At 66.4% G+C, this 20955-nt stretch carries 16 protein-coding genes; 2 read left to right on the top strand and 14 right to left on the bottom strand.

The genetic code is table 11. The features are described from left to right. Positions 1 to 340: 340 nt before the first annotated feature. Positions 341 to 547 carry a hypothetical protein gene (locus XnspCFBP7698_RS06020; protein ID WP_039410964.1) on the bottom strand — a complete coding sequence of 69 codons (207 nt, stop codon included), beginning with the start codon at positions 545 to 547 and terminating at the stop codon, positions 341 to 343. Positions 548 to 744: 197 nt separating this feature from the next. Between XnspCFBP7698_RS06020 and XnspCFBP7698_RS06015 the strand changes: the two genes are divergently transcribed. Further along, complete coding sequence (locus XnspCFBP7698_RS06015) at positions 745 to 1455, top strand: rRNA pseudouridine synthase (RefSeq protein WP_104579874.1); 711 nt, start codon at positions 745 to 747, stop codon at positions 1453 to 1455. Positions 1456 to 2731: 1276 nt separating this feature from the next. Here the strand turns inward: XnspCFBP7698_RS06015 and XnspCFBP7698_RS06005 are convergent. From XnspCFBP7698_RS06005 to XnspCFBP7698_RS05990, 4 genes are all read right to left on the bottom strand, one after another. Next, entirely contained in the window at positions 2732 to 3136 is a 405-nt protein-coding gene (locus XnspCFBP7698_RS06005; RefSeq protein ID WP_104579873.1) for a response regulator, read from the bottom strand. 78 nt (positions 3137 to 3214) lie between these two features. Then, positions 3215 to 3697, bottom strand: coding sequence for a hypothetical protein (locus XnspCFBP7698_RS06000; protein WP_047695277.1), 483 nt, complete (start codon positions 3695 to 3697; stop codon positions 3215 to 3217). A gap of 152 nt (positions 3698 to 3849) precedes the next feature. Continuing rightward, the gene (gene recQ, locus XnspCFBP7698_RS05995; RefSeq protein WP_047695276.1) at positions 3850 to 5646 is read right to left on the bottom strand and encodes a DNA helicase RecQ; all 1797 of its coding nucleotides are present in this window, start codon (positions 5644 to 5646) and stop codon (positions 3850 to 3852) included. Between the two features lie 520 nt (positions 5647 to 6166). Beyond that, positions 6167 to 6715, bottom strand: a complete 549-nt coding sequence (locus XnspCFBP7698_RS05990; RefSeq protein ID WP_039410975.1) for a Dps family protein — start codon at positions 6713 to 6715, stop codon at positions 6167 to 6169. Between the two features lie 103 nt (positions 6716 to 6818). Between XnspCFBP7698_RS05990 and hrpA the strand changes: the two genes are divergently transcribed. Continuing rightward, a complete protein-coding gene (gene hrpA, locus XnspCFBP7698_RS05985) occupies positions 6819 to 10934 on the top strand; it encodes an ATP-dependent RNA helicase HrpA (protein ID WP_104579872.1) in 4116 nt (1371 codons plus the stop codon). 277 nt (positions 10935 to 11211) lie between these two features. On the opposite strand, the gene XnspCFBP7698_RS05980 is transcribed toward hrpA, so the two are convergent. The 9 genes from XnspCFBP7698_RS05980 to pqqA form a co-directional block, all read right to left on the bottom strand. Continuing rightward, positions 11212 to 13848 (bottom strand): TonB-dependent receptor, encoded by a 2637-nt coding sequence (locus XnspCFBP7698_RS05980; RefSeq protein WP_104579871.1) that lies wholly within the window; start codon positions 13846 to 13848, stop codon positions 11212 to 11214. A 100-nt stretch (positions 13849 to 13948) separates the two neighbouring features. After that, the gene (locus tag XnspCFBP7698_RS05975) at positions 13949 to 14980 is read right to left on the bottom strand and encodes a glucokinase family protein (protein ID WP_104579870.1); all 1032 of its coding nucleotides are present in this window, start codon (positions 14978 to 14980) and stop codon (positions 13949 to 13951) included. A 461-nt stretch (positions 14981 to 15441) separates the two neighbouring features. Further along, positions 15442 to 16932, bottom strand: coding sequence for a PhoPQ-activated protein PqaA family protein (locus XnspCFBP7698_RS05970; protein WP_104579869.1), 1491 nt, complete (start codon positions 16930 to 16932; stop codon positions 15442 to 15444). 202 nt (positions 16933 to 17134) lie between these two features. Further along, positions 17135 to 17647, bottom strand: coding sequence for a hypothetical protein (locus XnspCFBP7698_RS05965; RefSeq protein WP_104579868.1), 513 nt, complete (start codon positions 17645 to 17647; stop codon positions 17135 to 17137). A gap of 63 nt (positions 17648 to 17710) precedes the next feature. Next, positions 17711 to 18838 (bottom strand): pyrroloquinoline quinone biosynthesis protein PqqE, encoded by a 1128-nt coding sequence (pqqE, locus tag XnspCFBP7698_RS05960; protein WP_233548928.1) that lies wholly within the window; start codon positions 18836 to 18838, stop codon positions 17711 to 17713. Beyond that, on the bottom strand, positions 18835 to 19113 hold the full coding sequence (gene pqqD, locus XnspCFBP7698_RS21715) for a pyrroloquinoline quinone biosynthesis peptide chaperone PqqD (protein WP_047695269.1): 279 nt from the start codon (positions 19111 to 19113) through the stop codon (positions 18835 to 18837). The genes pqqE and pqqD overlap by 4 nt, the downstream gene beginning before the upstream one ends. Next, a complete protein-coding gene (pqqC, locus tag XnspCFBP7698_RS05955; protein WP_104579866.1) occupies positions 19110 to 19862 on the bottom strand; it encodes a pyrroloquinoline-quinone synthase PqqC in 753 nt (250 codons plus the stop codon). Before pqqC ends, pqqD begins: the two co-directional genes overlap by 4 nt. After that, positions 19859 to 20758: a pyrroloquinoline quinone biosynthesis protein PqqB gene (gene pqqB, locus XnspCFBP7698_RS05950; RefSeq protein WP_104579865.1), complete on the bottom strand. Its 900-nt coding sequence runs from the start codon at positions 20756 to 20758 to the stop codon at positions 19859 to 19861. Before pqqB ends, pqqC begins: the two co-directional genes overlap by 4 nt. Positions 20759 to 20841: 83 nt before the next feature. Next, positions 20842 to 20922: a pyrroloquinoline quinone precursor peptide PqqA gene (gene pqqA, locus XnspCFBP7698_RS05945; RefSeq protein ID WP_002812057.1), complete on the bottom strand. Its 81-nt coding sequence runs from the start codon at positions 20920 to 20922 to the stop codon at positions 20842 to 20844. Positions 20923 to 20955: the final 33 nt, after the last annotated feature.

Raw genomic sequence — 20955 nt, 5'->3', positions numbered from 1 at the left:
CCCGCGCAAGACATTCCCCGACAGCTGTCCAGCCGGCCCTGACAGCGCCTGATCCGGCAGGCGCGTTCGATGTGTTTGCATGGGCCGTAGCGTGCCAACTGCAGAACGATGGACAGTGTGATGGTGGCCCAGAACAGCGGTTTTGCCGCACCCACGGGCGACAACAGCATCAGACGGCGCCGCATTGCACAACGCGCGTCAGGACAGCGGGCGAACGCATTTCGCCGAGCAGCGTGCCGCCCTGCTGCGATAGGGCGAAAACCTCAGCTCCATGCGGCGCGATGCTGGCGCTGATCTGCAGCGCCCGCCGGCGCGCGCGATGCGGTGTGGTGCCGGGAGGTCAGCCTTCCAGCGCCTTCAACACGTCGGCGTGGAGCTGCTGTGCACCGGCTTCGCTGTTGAAACGTGCAAAGACCTCTTCGCCGGAGATCAGGCCGACCCGCACCGAGTGGCAGTACGAGCCGAAGTTTTCGCCGGCGTTGAACGGATCGCTGATGACGGAAATATGGTTGAGGCGGACCCGGGTGGTGCCGAACTGGATGAACATCTGCGATCTCCTGTGTGAGCGCCGAGTTTCCCATTTTGGCGTGCATGGAAGAAGCATGCACCGGCGTACGCGGCAGGCAGGCAGGGGCGGTACGCGAGCGGCGTTCGCCATTGCCATGGCGGGTGCTGCAGACCGGTGCCTCACGCATCCGCAGAGCCAGCACGTACACTGCCGTGCCCTGATGCTGAGCTCGCCCGATGTCCGATCCGATCCGTCTCGACAAATGCGTGGCTGCGCGCTACGGTTGCTCGCGTGGCGAGGCGCAGCAGTACATCGAAGGCGGCTGGGTCAGTGTGGATGGCGTGGTGGTCGAAGAGCCGCAGGCGTTGGCGACGGCGGAGCAGGTGACCTTGGCCGCCGACGCTGTCCTGGCACCGGCGGAGCCTGCCACCTTGTTGCTGCACAAGCCGGCCGGCATGCCCGCCGACGCCGCGGTGGCCTTGGCGAGCCCGCAGTCGCGCAGCGAGCTGGACCACTCCGCGACGCGCGTGCTCAGGCGCCAATTCCTGCGCCTCACTACGCCGTTGCCGCTGGAGGACGAGGCAAGCGGCCTGCTGGTGCTGACCCAGGACGGGCGCGTGCTGCGTAGGTTGAGTGCCGATGCCAGCGCCATCGAGCAGGAATTCCTGGTGGAAGTGCGTGGCGCCTTGCGTCCCTACGGCATGGCCAGGCTGGCGCAGGGGTTGGTCTATCAGCAACGGACCCTGCCGCCGTGCAAGGTGAGCTGGCAGAACGAAGAGCGGCTGCGCTTTGCCATCAAGCACGTGCAGCCCGGCCAGCTGCGTTTCATGTGCGGCGAGGTGGGGCTGGAGGTGGTGAGCATCCGCCGCCTGCGCGTGGGTCGTGTTTCGTTGGGCAAGCTGGCCATCGGCCAGTGGCGCTATCTGCCGGCAGGCGAGCGCTTTTGAGCAAGCGCGGCGTAGGTTGCGTCTGGTGTGCGCAGACGGCGTTGACGCTGTCCGCTGCCCCGGCAGTGTTGCCGGCTTCGACAGGCCGGCTGTGCCGGCAGGCGAGTTGTCGCCACTAACCGCGACGCTGCTGCCGTGTTGGAAGTGGCCAGACCAAGGCCGACTGCTGTCGACCGGCGCCTGACCGGCCGCGCGTTGCATGCACGGCGGCATGCGTTGCGGGCCGGTGTCCGAACGCTTACTTCTTGTTGCGCTTTTTCTTGGCGCGGGTCACCAGCCAGAACACGACGGCGATGATGCCGATCACCAGGATGACGAAAGCCGGTGATAGAAACGAATTGTCGCCCATGAGGATCTCCTGAAAGTCGTCTGCAGCGAAGCACTGCACTGGCGTTAGCCTAGCGAGCGGCCTGCTTGATAGCGTGAAATACGCTGCAGGTGCAGATCGACGCGCTGCGTTGGCGCGACGCAGTGGCAGGGCTGGACGCACTCCATCGAGGCCATCCGTCCATAGGCGACGGAGTGCTGCATGCAATCACGCATGCGGGATGACCCATTGCCTGCACCGCGCATGGCGCGTCGGCGCCGATCGTCCAGCAGCTGCGCAGATCCGCTCGGATCGCCTGCGTGAGGCGTCGCTGCGCTGTACACGGCGCGACAGGTCGGCGGATCGATGCGATCGGCCTGTCCGATAGGCGATCAAGAGATGAGTCGAGGGAGCAGCATGCTCGCCGCACCACGCGCGCTAGCGACAGCGTCCGCACGCTGCCTGCATTGGCGGGGCATGGGACTGACAGTGCGTCGCCCACGTGGCGACAGATATGCGTTGCCTGGCGCCGGTGCAAGAAACACGACATGGCACTGGCACTGCCATGGCAGTGTCCCGGCAGGGGCGTGCTCGGCGCCTCGCGAGTTGAGCGGCCCAACAGGCCTCGCGTCCGGTCGCTGCAGTTTAAATGCGAGCTGCGTCACGTAAATCGGGAAAGCGCCGACAGCCTATCGGGGCGATTCCTACGATGGACTTCCCTCGCCACGTCGGCCTCCGGGCGTAACCGTTGCAGGTTATCGCAGGATCGAAGTGCGGCAGAGTCCGTAGCAATCGACCTGGACGGTGCGGCGCCATGGCAGGCCGCACTGAAGCTGTCATCGGCGAGCTGCAGTGGCCCACGCAGCCTTGGCACAGCGTGTCGTGCTCAATTCCGGGCGCCGCCGCATCGCGCGACGGTTGAGGCGTCATGCCGGAAGCGCGGGCCGCGGTCCAGCCGGGCCCGACGCGTCAGGCGCTTGGCGCCGCCAGCACGCGGCGCTTGGCCATCACGCTTCGGATCGCGGTCAACAATTGCTCGGGGGTGTAGGGCTTTTCGAGGAAGGCCACGCCGTCGGGCAGGATCTCTTCGACATATTCCACCGCCAGGCCGGACGTCAGCAGCACCGGCAGGTTGTACGGTGCATGCGCTGTCTTCAGCGCCAGATCCACACCGGTCAGGCCACCGGGAAAATGGATGTCCGAAAACAGCACGTCCACGCGCGGGTCGCTTTCGATCAGGGTCAACGCTTCCTCGACCGAGCCGGCACTGCGGCAGGTAAAGCCATAGCTTTCCAGGACAAGGCAGCTGAGTTGTCGGGTGCCGTCGCCGTCCTCGACAACGAATACAACCGGCCGTTCCTTGTTCTGTGACATGAGCGCGTCTCGTAAGGCAAGCCACATTCTCAGCGATGCGGCAGTGAACCCCTCGTCAACGCAAACGGAGCCGTATGGTTACCAGCCGAACGGGCCCGGACCATAACCACCGGGGGCGTAACGTGGGCCGAAGACCGGGCCTTCGCCGCGCCCGACGCTGATGCTGACGCCGATCTGGTGCGCTTTGCCGTCGTCGTCGTAATAGGTCTTGCAGGAATTCAGATTGGCGGCCTGCCAGTTGCTGTTGCCGCCGCGACTGGAGTAGCCCATGCCGGTCTCCACAGCGCCATGCAGCTTGCCCTGGCATTGCTCGGCGCGTTCGGCGGCGATCGATGCCGCACTCGGGCGCGCCAGGGCAGGCCGTGGCCCGCTCTTGTCGCCATAGTAGGTGCCCGGCGGGTCGGTGCTGTATTCCGGGTCGGACCGATACTGCACCGGGGCCTGCGGAACGCTCAGGTCCAGCGACCGCGCACTGGCGGGCTCGGCGCTGCCGTCGCCAGTCTGGGCGAGCGCGCTGCCGGCAGCAAACAGAATGGCCAGGAGAAGCAGGCTGCGTTTCATCGGGTGGACTCTCATCAAGAGGGACTGACAGCGCGTGCTGGATCGCCTTGTGAAACTAGCAACGGCCGATTGAATGCGCGCTGTCGATTCCGTGGATTTTTTGCGCCGGCGCCGGCGCCGGCGCCGCCACCGCGATGACGCACGCTGTTGCATCAACCCTGCTCGCGCACGACCTCGATCAGTTGCGCCCCATAACGCGCCAGTTTGCCGCCGCCGATACCGCCGACGCGCGACAGTGCGTCGATGCTGGTAGGCCGTTGTTCGGCGATATTGCGCAGGGTGCTGTCGTGGAAGATCACGAAGGCCGGCACGTTCTGCTCCTTGGCCAGTTCTGCGCGCAGGCCGCGCAGGGCATTGAACAGCACCAGGTCCTGCGGTTGCACCGGCAGGCCGGTGCGCTGCGCGCTGCGCTCGCGCCCGGCGGCCGGGTTTTCGCGCCGCATCATCACCTGACGCTCGCCCTTGAGCACCTGACGGCTGGCATCGGTCAGGCGCAGGCCGCCATGGCCTTCGCTGTCGACCTCCAGCAGGCTGGCCGCCACCAGTTGGCGGAACACGCCGCGCCAGGTGCGTTCGTCCAGATCGCGGCCAATGCCATACGTGCTCAGCTGGTCATGGCCGAGCTGCTTGATGCGCTCGTTCTCGCTGCCGCGCAGGATGTCGATCAGATGGCCCACGCCGAAGCGCTGGCCGCTGCGATACACGCAGCTGAGCGCTTTCTGCGAGGCCACCGTGGCGTCCCAGGCGGCGGCGGGCGTCAGGCAGTTGTCGCAGTTGCCGCAGGGCTTGGGGTAGGTCTCGCCGAAGCCGGCCAGCAGCACCTGGCGGCGGCATTGCATGGATTCGCAATAGCCCAGCAGGTGGTCGAGCTTGGCGCGCTCCAGGCGCTTGCGCTCCTCGGCCGCTTCGCCCTGTTCGATCATCTGCTTGAGCAGCACCACATCGCCCAGGCCGTAACAGAGCCAGGCCTCGGCGGGGTCGCCATCGCGGCCGGCGCGGCCGGTTTCCTGGTAGTAGCCTTCCAGCGATTTGGGTAGGTCCACGTGCGCCACGAAGCGCACGTCCGGCTTGTCGATGCCCATGCCGAACGCGATCGTGGCGGCCATGATGATGCCGTCCTCGCGCAGGAAACGGCGCTGGTTTTCGGCACGGACCTCGGCCGGCAGGCCGGCGTGGTAGGGCAGCGCATTGAAGCCCTGCGCGCACAGCTGCTGGGCGGTCTCTTCGACCTTGCGCCGCGACATCGCGTAGACAATGCCGGCCGAGCCACGATGGCGGGTGAGGAATTCCTGCAGCTGTTTGCGCGCGTTGTCCTTCTGCACCACGGTGTAGCGGATGTTGGGGCGGTCGAAGGAGCTGACGAAGTGGCGCGCCTCGACCAGATCCAGGCGCTCGGCGATTTCGCGCTGGGTGGGCGGGTCGGCGGTAGCGGTCAGCGCCATGCGCGGGATGTGTGGCCAGCGCTCGTGCAGCACGGTGAGCTGGCGGTATTCGGGGCGGAAATCGTGGCCCCACTGCGATACGCAGTGCGCTTCGTCGATGGCGAACAGCGCGATGCGGCTGCGTTCCAGCAAGGACAGGAAGCGCTGGGTCAGCAGGCGCTCGGGTGCGACGTAGAGCAGGTCCAGATCGCCGGACAACAAGGCGCGCTCCACCCGCTGCGCGTTTTCTGCATCCAGCGTGGAGTTGAGGAACTCGGCGCGCACGCCGAGCTGGCGCAGGGCTTCGACCTGATCCTGCATCAGCGCGATCAGCGGCGAGACCACGATGCCGATGCCATCGCGCAGCAGTGCCGGCACCTGGTAGCACAGCGACTTGCCGCCGCCGGTGGGCATCAGCACCAGGGCGTCGTTGCCGGCAGCGACGTGTTCGACAATGGCCTGCTGCGGGCCGCGGAAGTCGTCGTAACCGAAGACGCGGCTGAGCAGTTCGTGAGCGGGGGAAGACATCCGCTTAGGATACCGTGCGGGTCAAGCCCTGGTTGGTGCGATGCTGTGCGGGATTGCGCGAAGCGGCATCAGGGATTGCCGTGATGCGGCTACGGGGATGGCCGGCAGTGTGTGAAGTCTTGTGCGGAGTAAGCGCCATGAGGCTTCGCTCCGTACCCTCACCCCAACGCCGCTCCCGCTGGGACAGCGGCTCAATTTCCGGTAATCGATGCAGCGGGTGTGGCAGAAGACCGCTGCGTCCTGCAGGGCCTGTACACCATGCGCTCTCGTCGTGAACCTAACACCAATAGCCCCCTGAGTCAGGGGGCGCGCCGAAGGCGCGGGGTGTGGAGATGCGTAGCGGGGCCCAATGTTTGCAACGCAAATGTTGGGGGACATGTCCGCGAAGCGGAGATGGCTGCGCCCCCTGAGTCAGGGGGGCGCGCCGAAGGCGCGGGGTGTGGCAGGCAGTTGAGCAGGGGCCCAAGGTCTCGCAACAGCGAAACCTTGGGCAAACCCGAAGGGGCGAAGCCCCAAGGGTTTACTGCAGCAGCGAGCGCAGCATCCAGGCGTACTTTTCGTGGGTCTGCAGGCGCTGGGTCAGCAGGTCCACGGTCGGATCGTCGCCGGCGTCGTCGGCGGTGCCCAGCACCTTGCGTGCGGTGCGGCAGACCGCTTCGTTGCCGCTGACCAGCTGGCGCACCATTTCGCGCCAGTCGGCGCTGTCGCTCAGGCCCGGTTCTTCCGGGATCGAGGTCAGCGCGACGAATTCGCGATACGAGCCCGGCGCGTTGTAGCCCAGGGCGCGGATGCGCTCGGCCACTTCGTCCAGCGCGCCCCACTGCTCGGTGTACTGGGTCTCGAACATGGTGTGCAGCGAGTTGAACATCGACCCGGTGACATTCCAGTGGAAGTTGTGGGTCTTCAGGTACAGGGTGAAGGCGTCAGCCATGTAGCGGGCCAGACCGTCGGAGATCTGCTTGCGATCGGTGTCCTTGATCCCGATATCGATATGCGGCGCCGAGGCGGCTGCAACCGGCAGGGCATCGTTGACGATGACGGGCTTGTTGGCGTTCTTTTTCTTGGACATGGGATGGTCCCTCTGAGGGTTGGTGTCTGACAGAACAGTTATGGCGTCACAATAGACAGGCTAAAGGATCAAACGTCATTCAATCTTTCACATTTTCCGATCAATGAGCGCTATCGATACCGACCTTGCCAATACCTTGCGCGAGCGCCGCCGTGCCGTGGATGGCGCGATGAGCCGCGACCGTGGCCGTCTGCTGGGCCTATGGTCGCGCTGGCAGGGCAAGCCCGGCAATGTGCAGGTGCGCGAGGCGTTCGAGCAAGCCCTGGCGGCATCGCAGGCGCAGCGCCAGGCGCGCGCCGAGCAACTGCCCGCCATCACGCTGGACGAGCAGCTGCCGATTGCGCGCGAGGCCGAACGCATCATTGCGCTGATCCGCGACCACCAGGTGGTGGTCATTGCCGGCGAGACCGGCTCGGGCAAGACCACCCAGTTGCCCAAGCTGTGTCTGGCGGCCGGGCGCGGCGCGGCCGGCATGATCGGCTGTACCCAGCCGCGCCGGATTGCCGCGCGTGCGGTGGCGGCACGCGTGGCCGACGAGTTGAAGACCCCATTGGGCACCACGGTGGGTTTCCAGGTGCGCTTCACCGACCGGGTGAGCGAGCAGTCGCGCATCAAGTTCATGACCGACGGCATCCTGCTGGCTGAAATCGCCAGCGACCGTTGGCTGTCGTCCTACGACACCATCATCGTGGACGAGGCGCACGAGCGCAGCCTCAACATCGATTTCCTGCTGGGCTATCTCAAGCAATTGCTGAGCAAGCGCCCCGATCTGAAGCTGATCGTCACCTCGGCCACCATCGATACCGAGCGCTTCGCCCAGCACTTCAACAATGCGCCGGTGATCAGCGTGGAAGGGCGCACCTTTCCGGTGGAAGTGCGCTACCGCCCGTTGGAGGGCGAGGCCGGCGGCGATGACGACGACGGCAACGGGCGCGACGGCGAACGCACGGTCAACGATGCGATCGTGGCGGCCATCGATGAAATCACCCGCATCGACCCGCGTGGCGATGTGCTGATGTTCCTGCCGGGCGAGCGCGAGATCCGCGATGCGCATCATTCGCTGGAGCGGCGCAAATACCGCGACACCGAAGTGGTGCCGCTGTATGCGCGGTTGTCGGCGGCCGACCAGGACCGCGTCTTCAACCCCGGCCCGCGCCGGCGCCTGGTGCTGGCCACCAACGTGGCCGAGACCTCGTTGACGGTGCCGCGCATCCGCTACGTGGTGGACCCGGGGTTTGCGCGGGTCAAACGCTACAGCCCGCGCCAGAAGCTGGACCGCCTGCACATCGAGCCGATCTCGCAGGCCAGCGCCAACCAGCGCATGGGCCGCTGCGGACGCATCGCCGAGGGCATCTGCTACCGGCTGTATGCCGAAGCCGACTTTGCTGCGCGCCCGGCGTTCACCGACCCGGAGATCCGGCGTTCGTCGTTGTCGGGCGTGATCCTGCGCATGTTGCAGTTGGGGCTGGGGCGGATCGAAGACTTTCCGTTTCTGGAAGCGCCGGACGAACGTGCGGTGGCCGATGGCTGGCAGCAGTTGCTGGAACTGGGTGCGATCGATGCCGAACGCCGTCTGACCGCCATCGGCCGGCAGATGGCGCGCCTGCCGGTGGACGTCAAGCTGGCGCGCATGCTGGTGGCCGCGCAGCAGCATGGGTGCCTGCGCGAGATGATCATCATCGCCTCTTTCCTGGGCATCCAGGACCCGCGCGAGCGCCCGCCCGAAGCACGCGAGGCCGCCGACAACGCGCATGCGCTGTTTGCCGATGCGCGTTCGGAATTCGTCGGCATCCTGCGCCTGTGGGAAGCGTACCGGCAGGTGCACGAAGATCTCACCCAATCCAAGTTGCGCGACTGGTGCGGCCGGCATTTCCTCGGCTTCCTGCGCATGCGCGAGTGGCGCGAGCTGCATCGTCAATTGCGGCTGCTGTGCGAGGAGCTCGGCTGGAACGAAGAGCCGGCCACCGCGGTGCTGGCGCCGCTGCTGGCCGGTGCCAGTGCGCCGGCACGCGACGACGGCCACAACGCCAACCGGCCCACGCGCGGGCAACTGCATCGCGCCGCGCGCCTGGCGCGCGAAGGCAAGCCCGATCCCACCGCGCCGGCGCTGCAGCGTACGCCCGCGGCGGCAAGCCGGCAGGCCGACGCGGCCGAGGTGTCGGCACGCACCAGCGAGCGCGAACGCGCGGCCGCCTATCAATCGCTGCATCGCGCGCTGCTGGCCGGCCTGCCCACGCAGATCGGCCACCGCACCGAAAAGGGCGACTTTCTGGCGGCCCGGCAGCGGCGGTTCGTGCCGTTCCCCGGCTCGGCCCTGGCGCGCAAGCCGCCACCGTGGATCCTGGCGGCCACGCTGCTGGACACCCAAAAGGTCTGGGGCATGACCAACGCGGCGATCGAGCCGGACTGGGCCATCGCCGAACTGGGGCACCTGCTGGCGCGCAAGCACTTCGATGCGCATTGGTCGCGCGCCCAGGGGCAGGTGGTCGCTTCCGAACAGATCAGCCTGTTCGGCCTGGTACTGGCACCGAAGAAGCCGGTGCACTACGGCAAGATCGACCCGGCCGGCGCACACGAGTTGTTCGTGCGCCAGGGCCTGGTGACCGGCGAGATCAACACGCGCGCGGCCTTCGTCGCCGACAACCTCAAGGTGCTGGAGCAGGCACGCGAAGAAGAAGCAAAGCTGCGGCGTGCCGGCATCATGGCCGACGAAGGCTGGCAGGCGCGCTGGTATCTGGATCGCATCCCGGCCGAGCTGCATTCGGCCAGCGGGCTGGATGCGTGGTGGAAGACCCTGCCGCCGGACAAGCGCCGCAGCCTGCATTGGAGCTTGAACGACCTGCTGCCGGGCGAAGGCAGCGAGGCGGACCGCTTTCCGAAGTATTTCCCGCTTGGCGATGCGCGGCTGCCGTTGCACTACCGCTTCGAGCCGGGTGCCGTCGATGACGGTGTCACCCTGGAAGTGCCGCTGCACCTGCTCAACGCGCTGGACCCGGCGCGCCTGTCGTGGCTGGCACCGGGCTTTGTGGCCGACAAGGCGTCGGCGCTGATCCGCAGCCTGCCCAAGGCGTTGCGGCGCAATTTCGTGCCGGCGCCGGACTTCGGGCGTGCGTTCTACGAGGCCTACAGCCTGCCCTCGGCCGACGACATCCGCGGCGAGCTGGCGCGGTTTTTGTCCAAGGCCACCGGTGTGCAGGTGGCGGCGCTGGATTTCGATGAGGAGTCGCTTGACACGCATCTGCTGATGAACCTGCGCCTGCGCGACGACGACGGCAAGGTGCTCGCCGAATCGCGCGATCTGGACGGGTTGCGCGCGCGCTTCGGCGAGCGCGCCGGCCAGGCATTTGCCGCGCGGGCCGGGCGTGCGCTGGCCGCCGAAGGTCTGCGCGATTTCCCGGCCGCTGCGATCCCCGAGCAGGTGGCCGGCGAGGCCGGTGTGCCGGCCTATCCGGCGTTGGTGGATCAGGGCGACAACGCGGCACTACGCATCTTCGCCGACCGCAACGAGGCGGCGCGCGCGCATCCGCGCGGGGTGCGGCGTCTGCTGGAAATTGCGCTCGCCGACAAGATCAAGCAGGCGCGCAAGCAATTGCCGGTGTCGCCCAAGACCGGCTTGCTGTACGCGGCGATCGAATCGCAGGAGCGCCTGCGTGGCGATCTGGTCGATGCCGCGCTCAATGCGGTGCTGGCCGAGGGACTGGCTGCGATTCGCGACCCGGCTGCATTTGCGCAACGTCGCGACGATGCCACCAGGCGGCTGTTCGGCGAGGCGATGGCGCGGCTGACCCTGGCCGAAAGCATCCTGGGGGCGGTCGCCGAGCTCAAACCTCTGCTGGAAGCGCCGTTGATGGGCTGGGCACGCGGCAATCTGGACGACATGGAGCAGCAGTTGCGTGCGCTGGTGCATGCCGGGTTCTTGCGTGACACGCCGGCCGAGGCGTTGGCCAACTATCCGCGTTACCTCAGGGCGATGATCCTGCGTACCGAGCGGGCCAAGCGCGACCCGGCGCGCGACCAGGCGCGCATGCTCGAACTCAAGCCCTTCGTGGATGCGCTGGATGACGCGGCCGCGCGCGGCTTGCAGCAGCGCGAGGAATGGCAATCGCTGCGTTGGGATCTGGAAGAGCTGCGTGTGTCGGTATTTGCGCAGGAACTGGGCGCCAAGTCCGGCGTGTCTGCGAAGAAGTTGTCGCAGCGCGTCGCGGCGCTGCGGGGCTGAGCTGAGCGGCATTTGACGTGTGGCAGCGCGTTGCCTGTCGTCGGGTACACGCGCCGAACCAAGAGCGCACCACCAGCAGGCCGGCCGCTCCGATCGCATCGGGCGGCCGGCGCGGCGTGCAGTTCACACGCCGAAGAGTCGTGGCGTGGTGTCGGCGGCGGTCGGCGGCAATGGCTTATGCGCACACACAAGACACGCAGCAAACCTGCGCCGGCTGCCAACCCATCAAGCAACGGCCGCACCGACCCATGGCCGGTGCGGCCGTTGCTTGCCCGTTTCAGAACTTCACATGCAGGCTGGCCATGTAACGGCGCCCACTCCTGTAACGGCCGGCCAGGTGATCCTTGTCGCCCAGATACTGCAGATATTCTTCATCCAGCAGGTTTTGCGCATCCACCTGCAGCGACCAGTTGGGGCTGAAGGCATAGCCGATGCTTGCTCCCAATTCGGCATAGTCGTCCACGCTGGCCGGTGCCGCGCCGGCGACATAGCCGCCGGCCAGATAGCTGTCGCGCCAGTTGTAGGTCAGCCGCGCATTGAGCGGGCCTTTTTCGTAGTACGGGCTGAACGCCACGCTGTTGCGCGATTGGTAGGGCAGGGCATCGCCGGTGTTGTTTTCGCCGTTGGCGTAGGTGTAGTTGGCGGTCAGGCCGAAGCCACTGTCGCCGAACGGTTGCTGGAAGGAAATGTTGAAGCCCTTGACCTTGCCGTCGCCGGCATTGCGCGGCCGCTGGATGCTGTAGTCGCAATAGCCGTCGGCGGTACAGCCGTTGCTGCCGAGCAATTGCGCCCAGCTTTGCGGCGCGGTGTCGCGGAGCGCGTTGTACTGGCGCTCCACGCTGGCGCTGGTGTCGATGTAGTTGTCGATCTTCTTGTAGAACACCGACCAGGCCACCACCGATTGCTGCGCGAAGTAGTACTCGGCCGACAGGTTGAAATTCCACGATTCGTAGGGCGACAACTCCGCGTTGCCGCCGCTGCCGGTCAAGGTGGTGTCGTTGAGGAAGGTGTTGTTGACCATCTGGTTGTAGGGCGCCCAGGCGATCACCTTGGCGGCCGCAAAGCGGAACACCCAATCGTCGGCAGCGTCGTACGACAGCGTCAGCGAAGGCAGCAGAAAGTCTTCCTTGCGGGTGCGGGTCTGCCACAGGCTGTCGGCGTTGGCCAGCGAGGGCGTGCCGCTGTAGACGAAACCGCTGCCCTCGGTCTTGGAATCCACATAGCGCACACCCAGGTTGCCGCGCACACCGCCGCCGGAAAAATTCAGCTGCGCATAGGCTGCGTTGTTGGTCTGCTCCAGCGCCCAGCTGTTGTTGAGATAGCTGGCCGGATCCGGTGCGCTGTAATCGACCGGGCTGTTGCGGATCCAGTTCAGCACATTGTTGCGGCCCGCCTGCACATGCCGGCCATGATCGGGATAGAAATCCTGCAGATCGGTGAGCCCGATGGTGCCCACATCGGCCAGGGTGCCCGGAGTCACACCGCCGTAGACATTGAGCTCGAAGCGCTCTTCATGCTTGCCATGGCGCACGCCCAGCAGCAATTGGTTGAACACGCTGTCGAACTGCAGGTTGAGATCCAGCTGGCCGTAGGTGTCCTTGCTGTCAGTGGAGAAGATGCCGTTGTTGCCGAACCAACCGCCGGCCGAGCCCCAGTTGGCCGGGTTGCGCGCCGCTGCAGGGTCGTCGAAGCGGATGCCACGGCGGGTGTCCCAGCTGAAGCCACCGTTGTAGAACGGTTCGATGAAGTATTGCGACAGATCGGTGTTCTCCGATTTGCTCTGGCCCACCTGTCCGTTCAAGCTCCAGCCGTCGCCGCGGAACGCGCCGCGCAGGTCCAGGCCCTTGGTGGTGACTTCCGATTCGCGCACGTTGTTGTCGTAGATCACCGTGCCGCCGAGCGGATCGGCATTGGCGCTGGAGTGGCCGCTGGTCACCACGCCATTGCGCACGTCGCCCAGCTGGTCCACCGCCGCCACCGTGCCGGCGTTCCAGGTGAGAAAGCTGTACATCGACTGGTTGTAGTTGTCGAAATTCTCATTGATGTACAGGCCGCTCAGGTTGAACTCCAGCGCATCGCTGGGCTTGAGTTGCAGGTTGACCACGGCACTGTCGCGCTCACGGTCCTGCTGGAACCAGGCGGCATTGATCGAGTTGGGTACGTCCGCATCAGCCAGCACCGTACCTGCGGCATTGGCGAAGGTACTGGCTGGTGCGTAGCCGAAGACTTCCATGCCACGGCGGTCGACGCGCTCTTGGTAATGCTGCGCGGAGACCGCGATTCCGAAGGTGTCTGCAGCGTTCTTCCAGCTGTAAAGCAGCGCCGCGTTGGGTTTGCCCGTGCTGGCCTGGTCGCTGTAGCTGTAGCCGATGGAACCGGCGATCTCGTTGGCCTCCAGGTCCAGCGGCTGGCGCGTATGCATCAGGACCGTGCCGCCCAGGCTGCCTTCGGTCAGTCGCGCTTCGGAGGATTTGAGGATTTCCGCGCGGCCCAGGATTTGCGGTGCCAGCAAGGTGTAGTCGAAGCCGCGGCTGGGTTGTTCGCCGTACAGCCAGATCGCCTGTGCCACCGGGTGACCGTCCAGGAACGACAGGTTGAGGCTGGGATCGGTGCCGTCGATGCTCACGCGTTCGCCTTGCCCGAAGCGGCGATCCAGGGTGACGCCAGGAATCTGCGATAGCGCTTCGGCCACGTTGGTGCTCGGGAATTTGCCGATGTCCTCGGCAGTGATGGCCTCGGAAATGCCGGTGTTGTTGCGTTTTGTGTCGAGCGATTTTTCCAGGCTGGCACGGATGCCGACCACCTGGACCGCATCCAGGTCGGTGGCGTGCTGGCCATCGCTCTGCTGGGCATGCGCACTGAATGCCAACGACAACGCAATCGCACTGGACAGCAGGGTGGTGCTGTATTTCATGATGTCTCTCCTCATCACGCACAGGGATGGACGGCGGGCGGCTGCTCGCCGGATGCGGGGTGTTGCCACCGCGCGTTCTCAACAACGCGCGACAGATCGCCTACGACACGTCAGCGTGGTGCTGCAGGTACCAATTGGCCGCACCGAGCACGCCCAGTTGCCCGTGCTCGACCAGCTTGACCGGGATGCGTTCGAGCACCTCGCGCATGTTGCCCTTGGCCAGGAAGCGCGCACGGAACTGGCTGGTGGTCAGGAAGTGCCCGATCGTCGGCAGGATGCCGCCGGCCAGATAGATGCCGCCCGCGCCATAGGCCAGCGCCATGTCGCCGACGGCATGCCCGAGCAGCGCGCAGAACACCTGCAGGCATTCGCCGGCCAGCGCGTCGTCCTCGTGCAAGGCTGCCTGGGTGATGGCGGCAGGCAACTGATGACGCGGCGCGGTGCCATGGAGTTGGCAGACAGCGGTGTAGAGCCGGAGCAGACCGGGGCCGGACAGTACGTGCTCCAGCGGCAGGTAGTGCTGCCCGCGCAGCAGGATGCGCAGCAGCTGCAGTTCGTGGTCGTGGGTGCTGGCCAGCGCGACCTGGCCGGCTTCGGTGGCCAGCACCAGCGGTCTGGGTGTGGCATCGATCCACACCGCCGCGCCCAACCCGGTGCCGGGGCCGACCACCAGGATCGGGCCGGTGCTGCGGACATGCCGGGGCGTGGGGCCGCTCAGCTGCAGCACCGCACGCGGCTCCATGTGCGGCGCCGCGTATGCGACGGCTTCGAAATCGTTGACTAGGTGCACGCTGCGCAGCGCCAACGTGGTGCGCAGGCGCTTGGGCGACATGCTCCACGGCAGGTTGTTGCTGATGAAGGTGTCCTCGTCCAGCGCAACGCCGGCGCTGGCGATGACCACCGCCTCCACACGGCTCACCTGCGGCAGGAACTCGGCAAGGATGGCGTCGAGACTGGCGTATTCGGCGCAGCGATAGGTGCGGTAGTGCGTCAGCTCCACCGCGCCGTCGTCGGCCTGCATCACGTGGGCAAGCCGGACATGCGTGCCGCCGACATCGGCCGCGACGAAGCCGGTGGCAGCGGACACCGCGGGCGAGGAGGAAGCGTGAGCAGAACGGGAGGTCGCAGCCACATGCAGTCCTTTGATCCGTCCGATTGGCCAATGCCATCAGCGCGTCACGGCTGTTTAGGAGTTGGTGACAACGATGTCAATGGTCCAGTCGGGTTGGATCGATCTTGCTGGCGGGCTCAAGTGACAAATCGGGGCTTGGGCACGGTTCTGTGCGGACTTCGTTGCGCAAGTCGGTCAAGAGTGTCCACTTGGTCAACCGCAGCGGTGGCGGCCGTCGGCAGCAAGCCAAGCTGGCCGTCGCCATCGGTGCGCATGCAGCGGGTGCGGCGGCAGTTCGGCCGTTGCCGCGACAGCACCCAGGCAGGTGGAAGGGCGACCTGCGCAGTGACCGCTGCGACATCTCAACGCCGTTCGGGAGCCGCGTGCCTCAGACGCACACGCGGATCAGCGCCGCGCAGGGCTGTGCTTCGCTGGCGACACTTGCGGCAACGCTGTCTCCGCCAGGTTGGCGGTGCACGACATCAACGCGTAGCGGCACTGCTTTCCATGCCCGGCAAGGTGCTGCAGGCGGCGTTGTCGGTCGGCGGCGCCTGCTGCGGATACTGCTGTTTGCCGAGGATGTAGGTCTGGCTGGTGGCGACAAAGCCATCGGCATAGGTGGCTTCGACGAAGTACGCGCTCCAGCCGGTCTCGGGCACCTGCACCGGCACGGCGATCGTGTGGCCGCGCCCCGCAACGAGCGGACTGGCGTGATAGCGGATGCCACAGGCGTAGCGGAAGTCGCGTGCCTGCGGGTTGCTGGCCGTCCACAGTTGCAGCCGCGTCGGTCGCTCGGAAGAACGCAGGCGGATCTGCGGCGCGGCGCCCCTGCGCAAGGTATCGCTCAGCTGCGGAAGCGGGCGCTGTTGCTGCAGCCGCGTCACGAAGGGCACCAACGTGTCGACGACCGCGGCACGGATGCCGTTGTGCGCGCTGTTGGGCACCACACGCAAGGCCTTGCTGCCAGGCAGCGCCGCATAGAAGAACTGCGTATTGTCGGGCAGGAAAAAATCATCGCCGCTGGCATTGACGATGTATTTGGGCACCGACAGCCGCTTGCGGTACGGCGAGTGCAGGTAGCTCAGCGGGTCCTGCAGTTGCACCAGCTGCGCAAACGCCGGCGTCTGCAGCTGCGTGGTGATGCCTTGCCGGGCGTAGGCATTGAATGCAATCGGCCAGTTGCCCCCGTATGTCCGGTACATGTGGTCCAGCACCGCCGGCATGTTGAGGATGTCGATCACGAACGGCACCACGGCTTCGACGCGCGGGTCGGCGATCGTGGCATGCCAGCTGGCCCAGCCGCGCTTGGACGCACCGGCAAGGATGAAGCGGTGGATCTTCAGTGGCGCCAGCTCACGCTCGGCCAGGCTCATGGTGCGTGCGATCGCCGCGGCCATGGGCACATGCAGCGGCATGGTCTTGCGTTGCTGTGGCGCCTTGAGAAACAGCGACCAGGTGTAGGCAACGCTGTCGTCCTCGCGCCGTGGCGCGGCGTCGCCCTGATAGCGCAAGGCCTGGTTGGGAATGTCGCTCAATGCGATGACCACGGTGCGGCTGCGTTGCGCCAGCGCAGCCAGCGCCTCCGGCGGCAACTCGCTGGCCGGCTGCGCCGCGCCGCCGTCTGCCGGGTGACGCGTGCCGTTGGTGGAGATCAGCACCGCGCGGGTCGGCAAGGCATCGGACGGCACATAGATCGCCACATCGTGCTGCCAGATGGCCGGCGTGACACGCGCCTCAGGCGACCAGGTCTGCGAGGTGAGCAGGTAGTTGCGCCGTTCCACGCCAGCAACGCGGCTGGTGCCCACCCGCGTGTAGACCAGCGGCTGCTGTTCCACCGCGTCGTGATAGCAGACCAGGGCCTGATCAAACCCGACCTCCGGCGAGGTGGCGCATCGCTCGGCCGCGGTAGAGGCCAACGCCGGGCAGGAGAGCAGGGCCAGCAGGGCAAGACCGCAACGTGTCATCAAGCGCATCGGTGTCCTCCGGAAGCGGTGCAACGCGCCAGCGCAGTCATAGGCAGGTCGAGCGGAAAGCACATGGCGCGCCGGGCCGTAATGGCAAGTCTTGCACGTTACGGACGTCCGGGTCGCGGTGCCAAGGCCGCCAGCGGGTTGGGACGAAGCCCATGCTGCCATTGCACGGCAGGACTCGCCCATGCCGCGCAGTTACCAGTGCTTACTTGATTCGCCGTACCTTGGCCGGGGTGTTGTAGCCCTCGATCTGCAGATACCAGACGCCGACCAGGCCGGGCTTGATCCTGACCTTGGGTGCGTCCTTGCGCACGCCGGACAGGCTGGCGGCATCGGTCTGTTCCCAGTCCTGACCATTGGCCAGCGTGTAGACGCGGCCCTTGGAGAAGCCCTTGAACTCGCCGACGATGCTGCTTTCGATCGGCTCCTTGCTGCCGAAATCGAAGAAGCCGCGATTCTTGACGATGACTTCCTGGCGGCCGGCCTCCTTGGCCTGCTCGACCACCACGGCCGCTTCCTTGGCCACCTTGCCCTGCAGCCAGTCGTTGAGCGCGGCCAGTTCGCTGGCGTCGAGCTTGTCCAGGCCGGCGGCCTTGAACTGCTCGGCGCTCATCTGCGACTGCAGATCGCCCTGGACGGCACGCTGCGCCAGGGCCGGGGTGGCAGACAACGCAAGGGTCAGGCAGACCAGCAGGGGAATGCGGCGCGCGAGCGACATGGAAGCCATCCAGGAGGAAAGAGGTGGCTAGTGTAGACGCTGTTCTGCGCCGGCCACCGCAGATCAGTCCGTGCCGCCTGCGGTGGCGGGTTGTGCGCGCGCGGGGCGGGCGGGCCGGCGATAGACGAAGTCCGGCGCTGGCGCGGCGGCTTCGCGTTCGGCGGTGGCACGCACCTGCGCGTGGGTGGGCGAGCGTTCGCACACCGGGTCCAGCGTGGCGGCATTGCCGCTGAGCGCCAGCGCCTGGCAACGGCAGCCGCCCCAGTCGATCTCGCGCTTGGGACAGCCCTGGCAGACCTCGGGCATCCACGCGGTGCCACGGAAGCGCACGAACGCCTCGCCGTTGTTCCAGATATCGGCCAGCGAGCGCTCGCGCAGATTGTCGAAGCGCATGCCGTCGATGGTCTCGGCGGCATGGCAGGGCAGCACGTCCCCGCGGGGGGAGATGTTGACGAAGCGTTGGCCCCAGCCGCCCATGCAGGGTTTGGGCTGGCGCGCGTAGTAGTCGGGGGTGACGAAGTCGATCGCCAGGCGGTCGCCGAGTTCGCGGCGTGCGGTTTCCACTGCCTCGATGGTGGCCATCAACTGCTCGCGGCTGGGCATCAGCGCCGCGCGATTGCGCAGGCCCCAGCCGTAGTACTGGGTATGGGCAACTTCGATACGCTCGGCCTGCCATTCCAGCGCGAGCGCGATCATGCCGGGCACGCGCTCGGCGTTATGCCGGTGCAGCACCGCGTTGAGGGTCAGCGGCAGGCCGCGCGCACGCACGGCGCTGGCGAACTCGCGCTTCTTTGCCAGGCTGTTGCAATAGCCGGCGATGCGGTCGGCGCCGGCCGGGTCGACGTCCTGCACGCTCAGTTGCACGTGCTCCAGCCCGGCGGCCTGCAGCTGGTCCAGCATCGGCTCGCCGCCCGCCACGCCGGAGGTGATCAGGTTGCTGTACATCCCGAGCGCGCGCGCATGCGCCACCAGTTCGGGCAGGTCCTTACGCAGCATCGGCTCGCCACCGGAAAAATGCGCCTGCAGTACGCCCATGTCGGCGGCCTGCTGCAGCAGCGAGCGCCAGCCGGCGGTGTCCATCTCCTCGCGCAGTGCGGCCAGTGCAATCGGGTTGGAGCAATACGGGCACGCCAGCGGGCAGCGATGGGTCAGCTCCAGCAGCACCGACAGCGGCGGCGGTGCACTGTTCATGGCCGCAGCAGACGCTTTTGATGCAAGGTGGTCGTCAGTTCGATCACATCGGCTTCGATCTCGGTGGCGTCGGCGTCGAACTCGGCGGCCAGTTCCACCGCAATCTGCGCCAGCGACCGGACGCCATCGAAGCGCTGCGCCACCACCAGGGCGATGTCGTCCAGCTCGACCACGCGTTCGGGGGCGAGCAGCACCCATTGGTCGCGTGCGCGGTCATGCTGCAGACGTACGCCTGCGCGCAGGGCCGGCTGGCTGTCGCGCGTGATGCTGCTCACGCGGCGGCCCGGGTGGCGTCGCGCGCCGGCACGAAGGCGTCCGGCCACACGATGCCGGGCGCAACATAGGCCACGTGCAAGGCATCCAGCTGCGCCCAGAGCACCGAGCACTTGAAATGCAGCGCGTCCTTGACCAGTTGTTGTTTCTCGATGGTGTCGGCGTGCTGCTTGACGTAGTCCAGCGCGAAATCCGAATCGCGCGGCGCTTCGGTCAGGCGATGCTCGAAGTAGGCCAGCGCCTCGGCCGAGACGAAGTCGTAATGCTTGAGCATGCCGGCCACGCGCTGGCCGATGATGTTGGGCGCGAACAATTCCGTCAGGGACGATGCGATGGCCTCGAGCAGGCTCTTTTCGCGCACGAAGTGCAGATACGCCTGCACCGCAAAGCGGGTGCCGGGCAACAGCGCACGCCCCGATTCCACCAGCTGGCGGTCCAGGCCGAGGGCGTCGGTCAGATGCAGCCAGCGGGCGATGCCGCCATCGGCCGCGCTATTGCCGTCGTGATCGAGGATGCGCTGGCGCCAGATGCGCCGCAGCGCCGGGTCTTCCATGCGCGCCAGGATCGCAGCGTCCTTCAATGGAATGCAGCGTTGGTACTCGAAGCGGTTCAAGGCCCACGCCTGCACCTGGCCGCGATCGAGCTTGCCGTCGTGCAGCAGCGCGTGGAAGGGGTGCTGGTCGTGATACAGGCGTGCTCCGATGGCACGCAGGTCTGCTTCCAGCTGGTCGGGGGTGAGCAGGGCGGTCACAGCGTGATCTCCAGGCCGTCGTGGGCGACATCCCAGCCGCTGGCACGCGCGCTGGCGTACTCCGGGGAGTGAATATCGAGCACGGGATTGGTGGTGTTGATATGGATGAAGATCTTGCGCGCCACGTTCAGCGCTTCGAACGCGGCGATGGTGCCCGCGGGTCCGTCGATGCTGAGATGGCCCATGCGCTGGCCGGTCTTCTGGCTGACGCCCAGCTGCACCATTTCATCGTCGCGCCACAGCGTGCCGTCGAAGAACACCAGTTCGGCGCCTTGCAGGCGCGCGCGCAGTGCATCGGTCATGGCGGCGCAGCCGGGAATGTAGTGCACCCGGTGCCGGCCGTCGTCGATGGTGAGCCCGAGGGTTTCTTCGTTGGAGCCGGCCAGGTCGCCTTCACTGCGCGATTCCATGAACAACGGCACCTTGCCCGGCACCGAGAACGGTGTGAGCTGCAGGCCGAGCAGCGGTAGGGGTGTATCGAGCGCGAAGGGCGTGCGCGTGACGTAGTGCGGGTTGACTGCGTCGAAAATCGGATTCTGTGCCAGCAGGTCGAGCACGCGGCTGCTGGCATGCAACGAGAATGGTTGGCTCTCTCGCATCGACAGTAGCCCGGCGATGTGGTCGATTTCGCCACTGGTCAGCAGCACTGCCTTGATCGGCGAGTGACGCAGCCCCTGCTGTGGCCATAGCGCGGGCGTGGCAAGGATCTGCTGGCGGAAATCAGGAGAGGCATTGATCAATACCCAGCGCTGACCATCTGCACTGACGGCGATGCTGGCCTGGGTACGACGTTGGGCACCGTCTGCTTGTTGCCACGCCCGCTGGCTGGCGGGTGTGTGGCAATTCCACTGCGGGTGCCCACCGCCGGCCGCCGATCCCAGAACAATGATGCGCATGGAGAGCTGTTACCTAATCTGCCGGCAATTGCCGGACATGCATCAAGAAGGAAGGGCGGCAGGTGTGTGTGAAACGGGCCGGATCAAAACTCGCCGGAGACGTAGCAGTTGATTTCGGCGCCACAGTTGACTTCACGAACGACAGGCTTCTTCCAGGTCTTCATCGGCTACCTCGCAGTTGGGTGAGTGACGTCGCC

Source organism: Xanthomonas sp. CFBP 7698, from assembly GCF_003600855.1.
GTDB classification, from domain to species: Bacteria; Pseudomonadota; Gammaproteobacteria; order Xanthomonadales; family Xanthomonadaceae; genus Xanthomonas; species Xanthomonas cannabis.
This window is presented reverse-complemented; position numbering and strand designations above follow the sequence as displayed.

What these genes read in the sequence shown, in the direction of transcription:
- XnspCFBP7698_RS05970 (WP_104579869.1), bottom strand. Translation starts at nt 16,932, where the DNA reads ATGCGCTTGATGACACGTTGCGGTCTTGCCCTGCTGGCCCTGCTCTCC.
- hrpA (WP_104579872.1), top strand. Translation starts at nt 6,819, where the DNA reads ATGAGCGCTATCGATACCGACCTTGCCAATACCTTGCGCGAGCGCCGC.
- XnspCFBP7698_RS06020 (WP_039410964.1), bottom strand. Translation starts at nt 547, where the DNA reads ATGTTCATCCAGTTCGGCACCACCCGGGTCCGCCTCAACCATATTTCC.
- XnspCFBP7698_RS05990 (WP_039410975.1), bottom strand. Translation starts at nt 6,715, where the DNA reads ATGTCCAAGAAAAAGAACGCCAACAAGCCCGTCATCGTCAACGATGCC.
- pqqA (WP_002812057.1), bottom strand. Translation starts at nt 20,922, where the DNA reads ATGAAGACCTGGAAGAAGCCTGTCGTTCGTGAAGTCAACTGTGGCGCC.
- pqqE (WP_233548928.1), bottom strand. Translation starts at nt 18,838, where the DNA reads ATGAACAGTGCACCGCCGCCGCTGTCGGTGCTGCTGGAGCTGACCCAT.
- XnspCFBP7698_RS06005 (WP_104579873.1), bottom strand. Translation starts at nt 3,136, where the DNA reads ATGTCACAGAACAAGGAACGGCCGGTTGTATTCGTTGTCGAGGACGGC.
- XnspCFBP7698_RS06015 (WP_104579874.1), top strand. Translation starts at nt 745, where the DNA reads ATGTCCGATCCGATCCGTCTCGACAAATGCGTGGCTGCGCGCTACGGT.
- XnspCFBP7698_RS06000 (WP_047695277.1), bottom strand. Translation starts at nt 3,697, where the DNA reads ATGAAACGCAGCCTGCTTCTCCTGGCCATTCTGTTTGCTGCCGGCAGC.
- recQ (WP_047695276.1), bottom strand. Translation starts at nt 5,646, where the DNA reads ATGTCTTCCCCCGCTCACGAACTGCTCAGCCGCGTCTTCGGTTACGAC.
- XnspCFBP7698_RS05965 (WP_104579868.1), bottom strand. Translation starts at nt 17,647, where the DNA reads ATGTCGCTCGCGCGCCGCATTCCCCTGCTGGTCTGCCTGACCCTTGCG.
- XnspCFBP7698_RS05980 (WP_104579871.1), bottom strand. Translation starts at nt 13,848, where the DNA reads ATGAAATACAGCACCACCCTGCTGTCCAGTGCGATTGCGTTGTCGTTG.
- pqqB (WP_104579865.1), bottom strand. Translation starts at nt 20,758, where the DNA reads ATGCGCATCATTGTTCTGGGATCGGCGGCCGGCGGTGGGCACCCGCAG.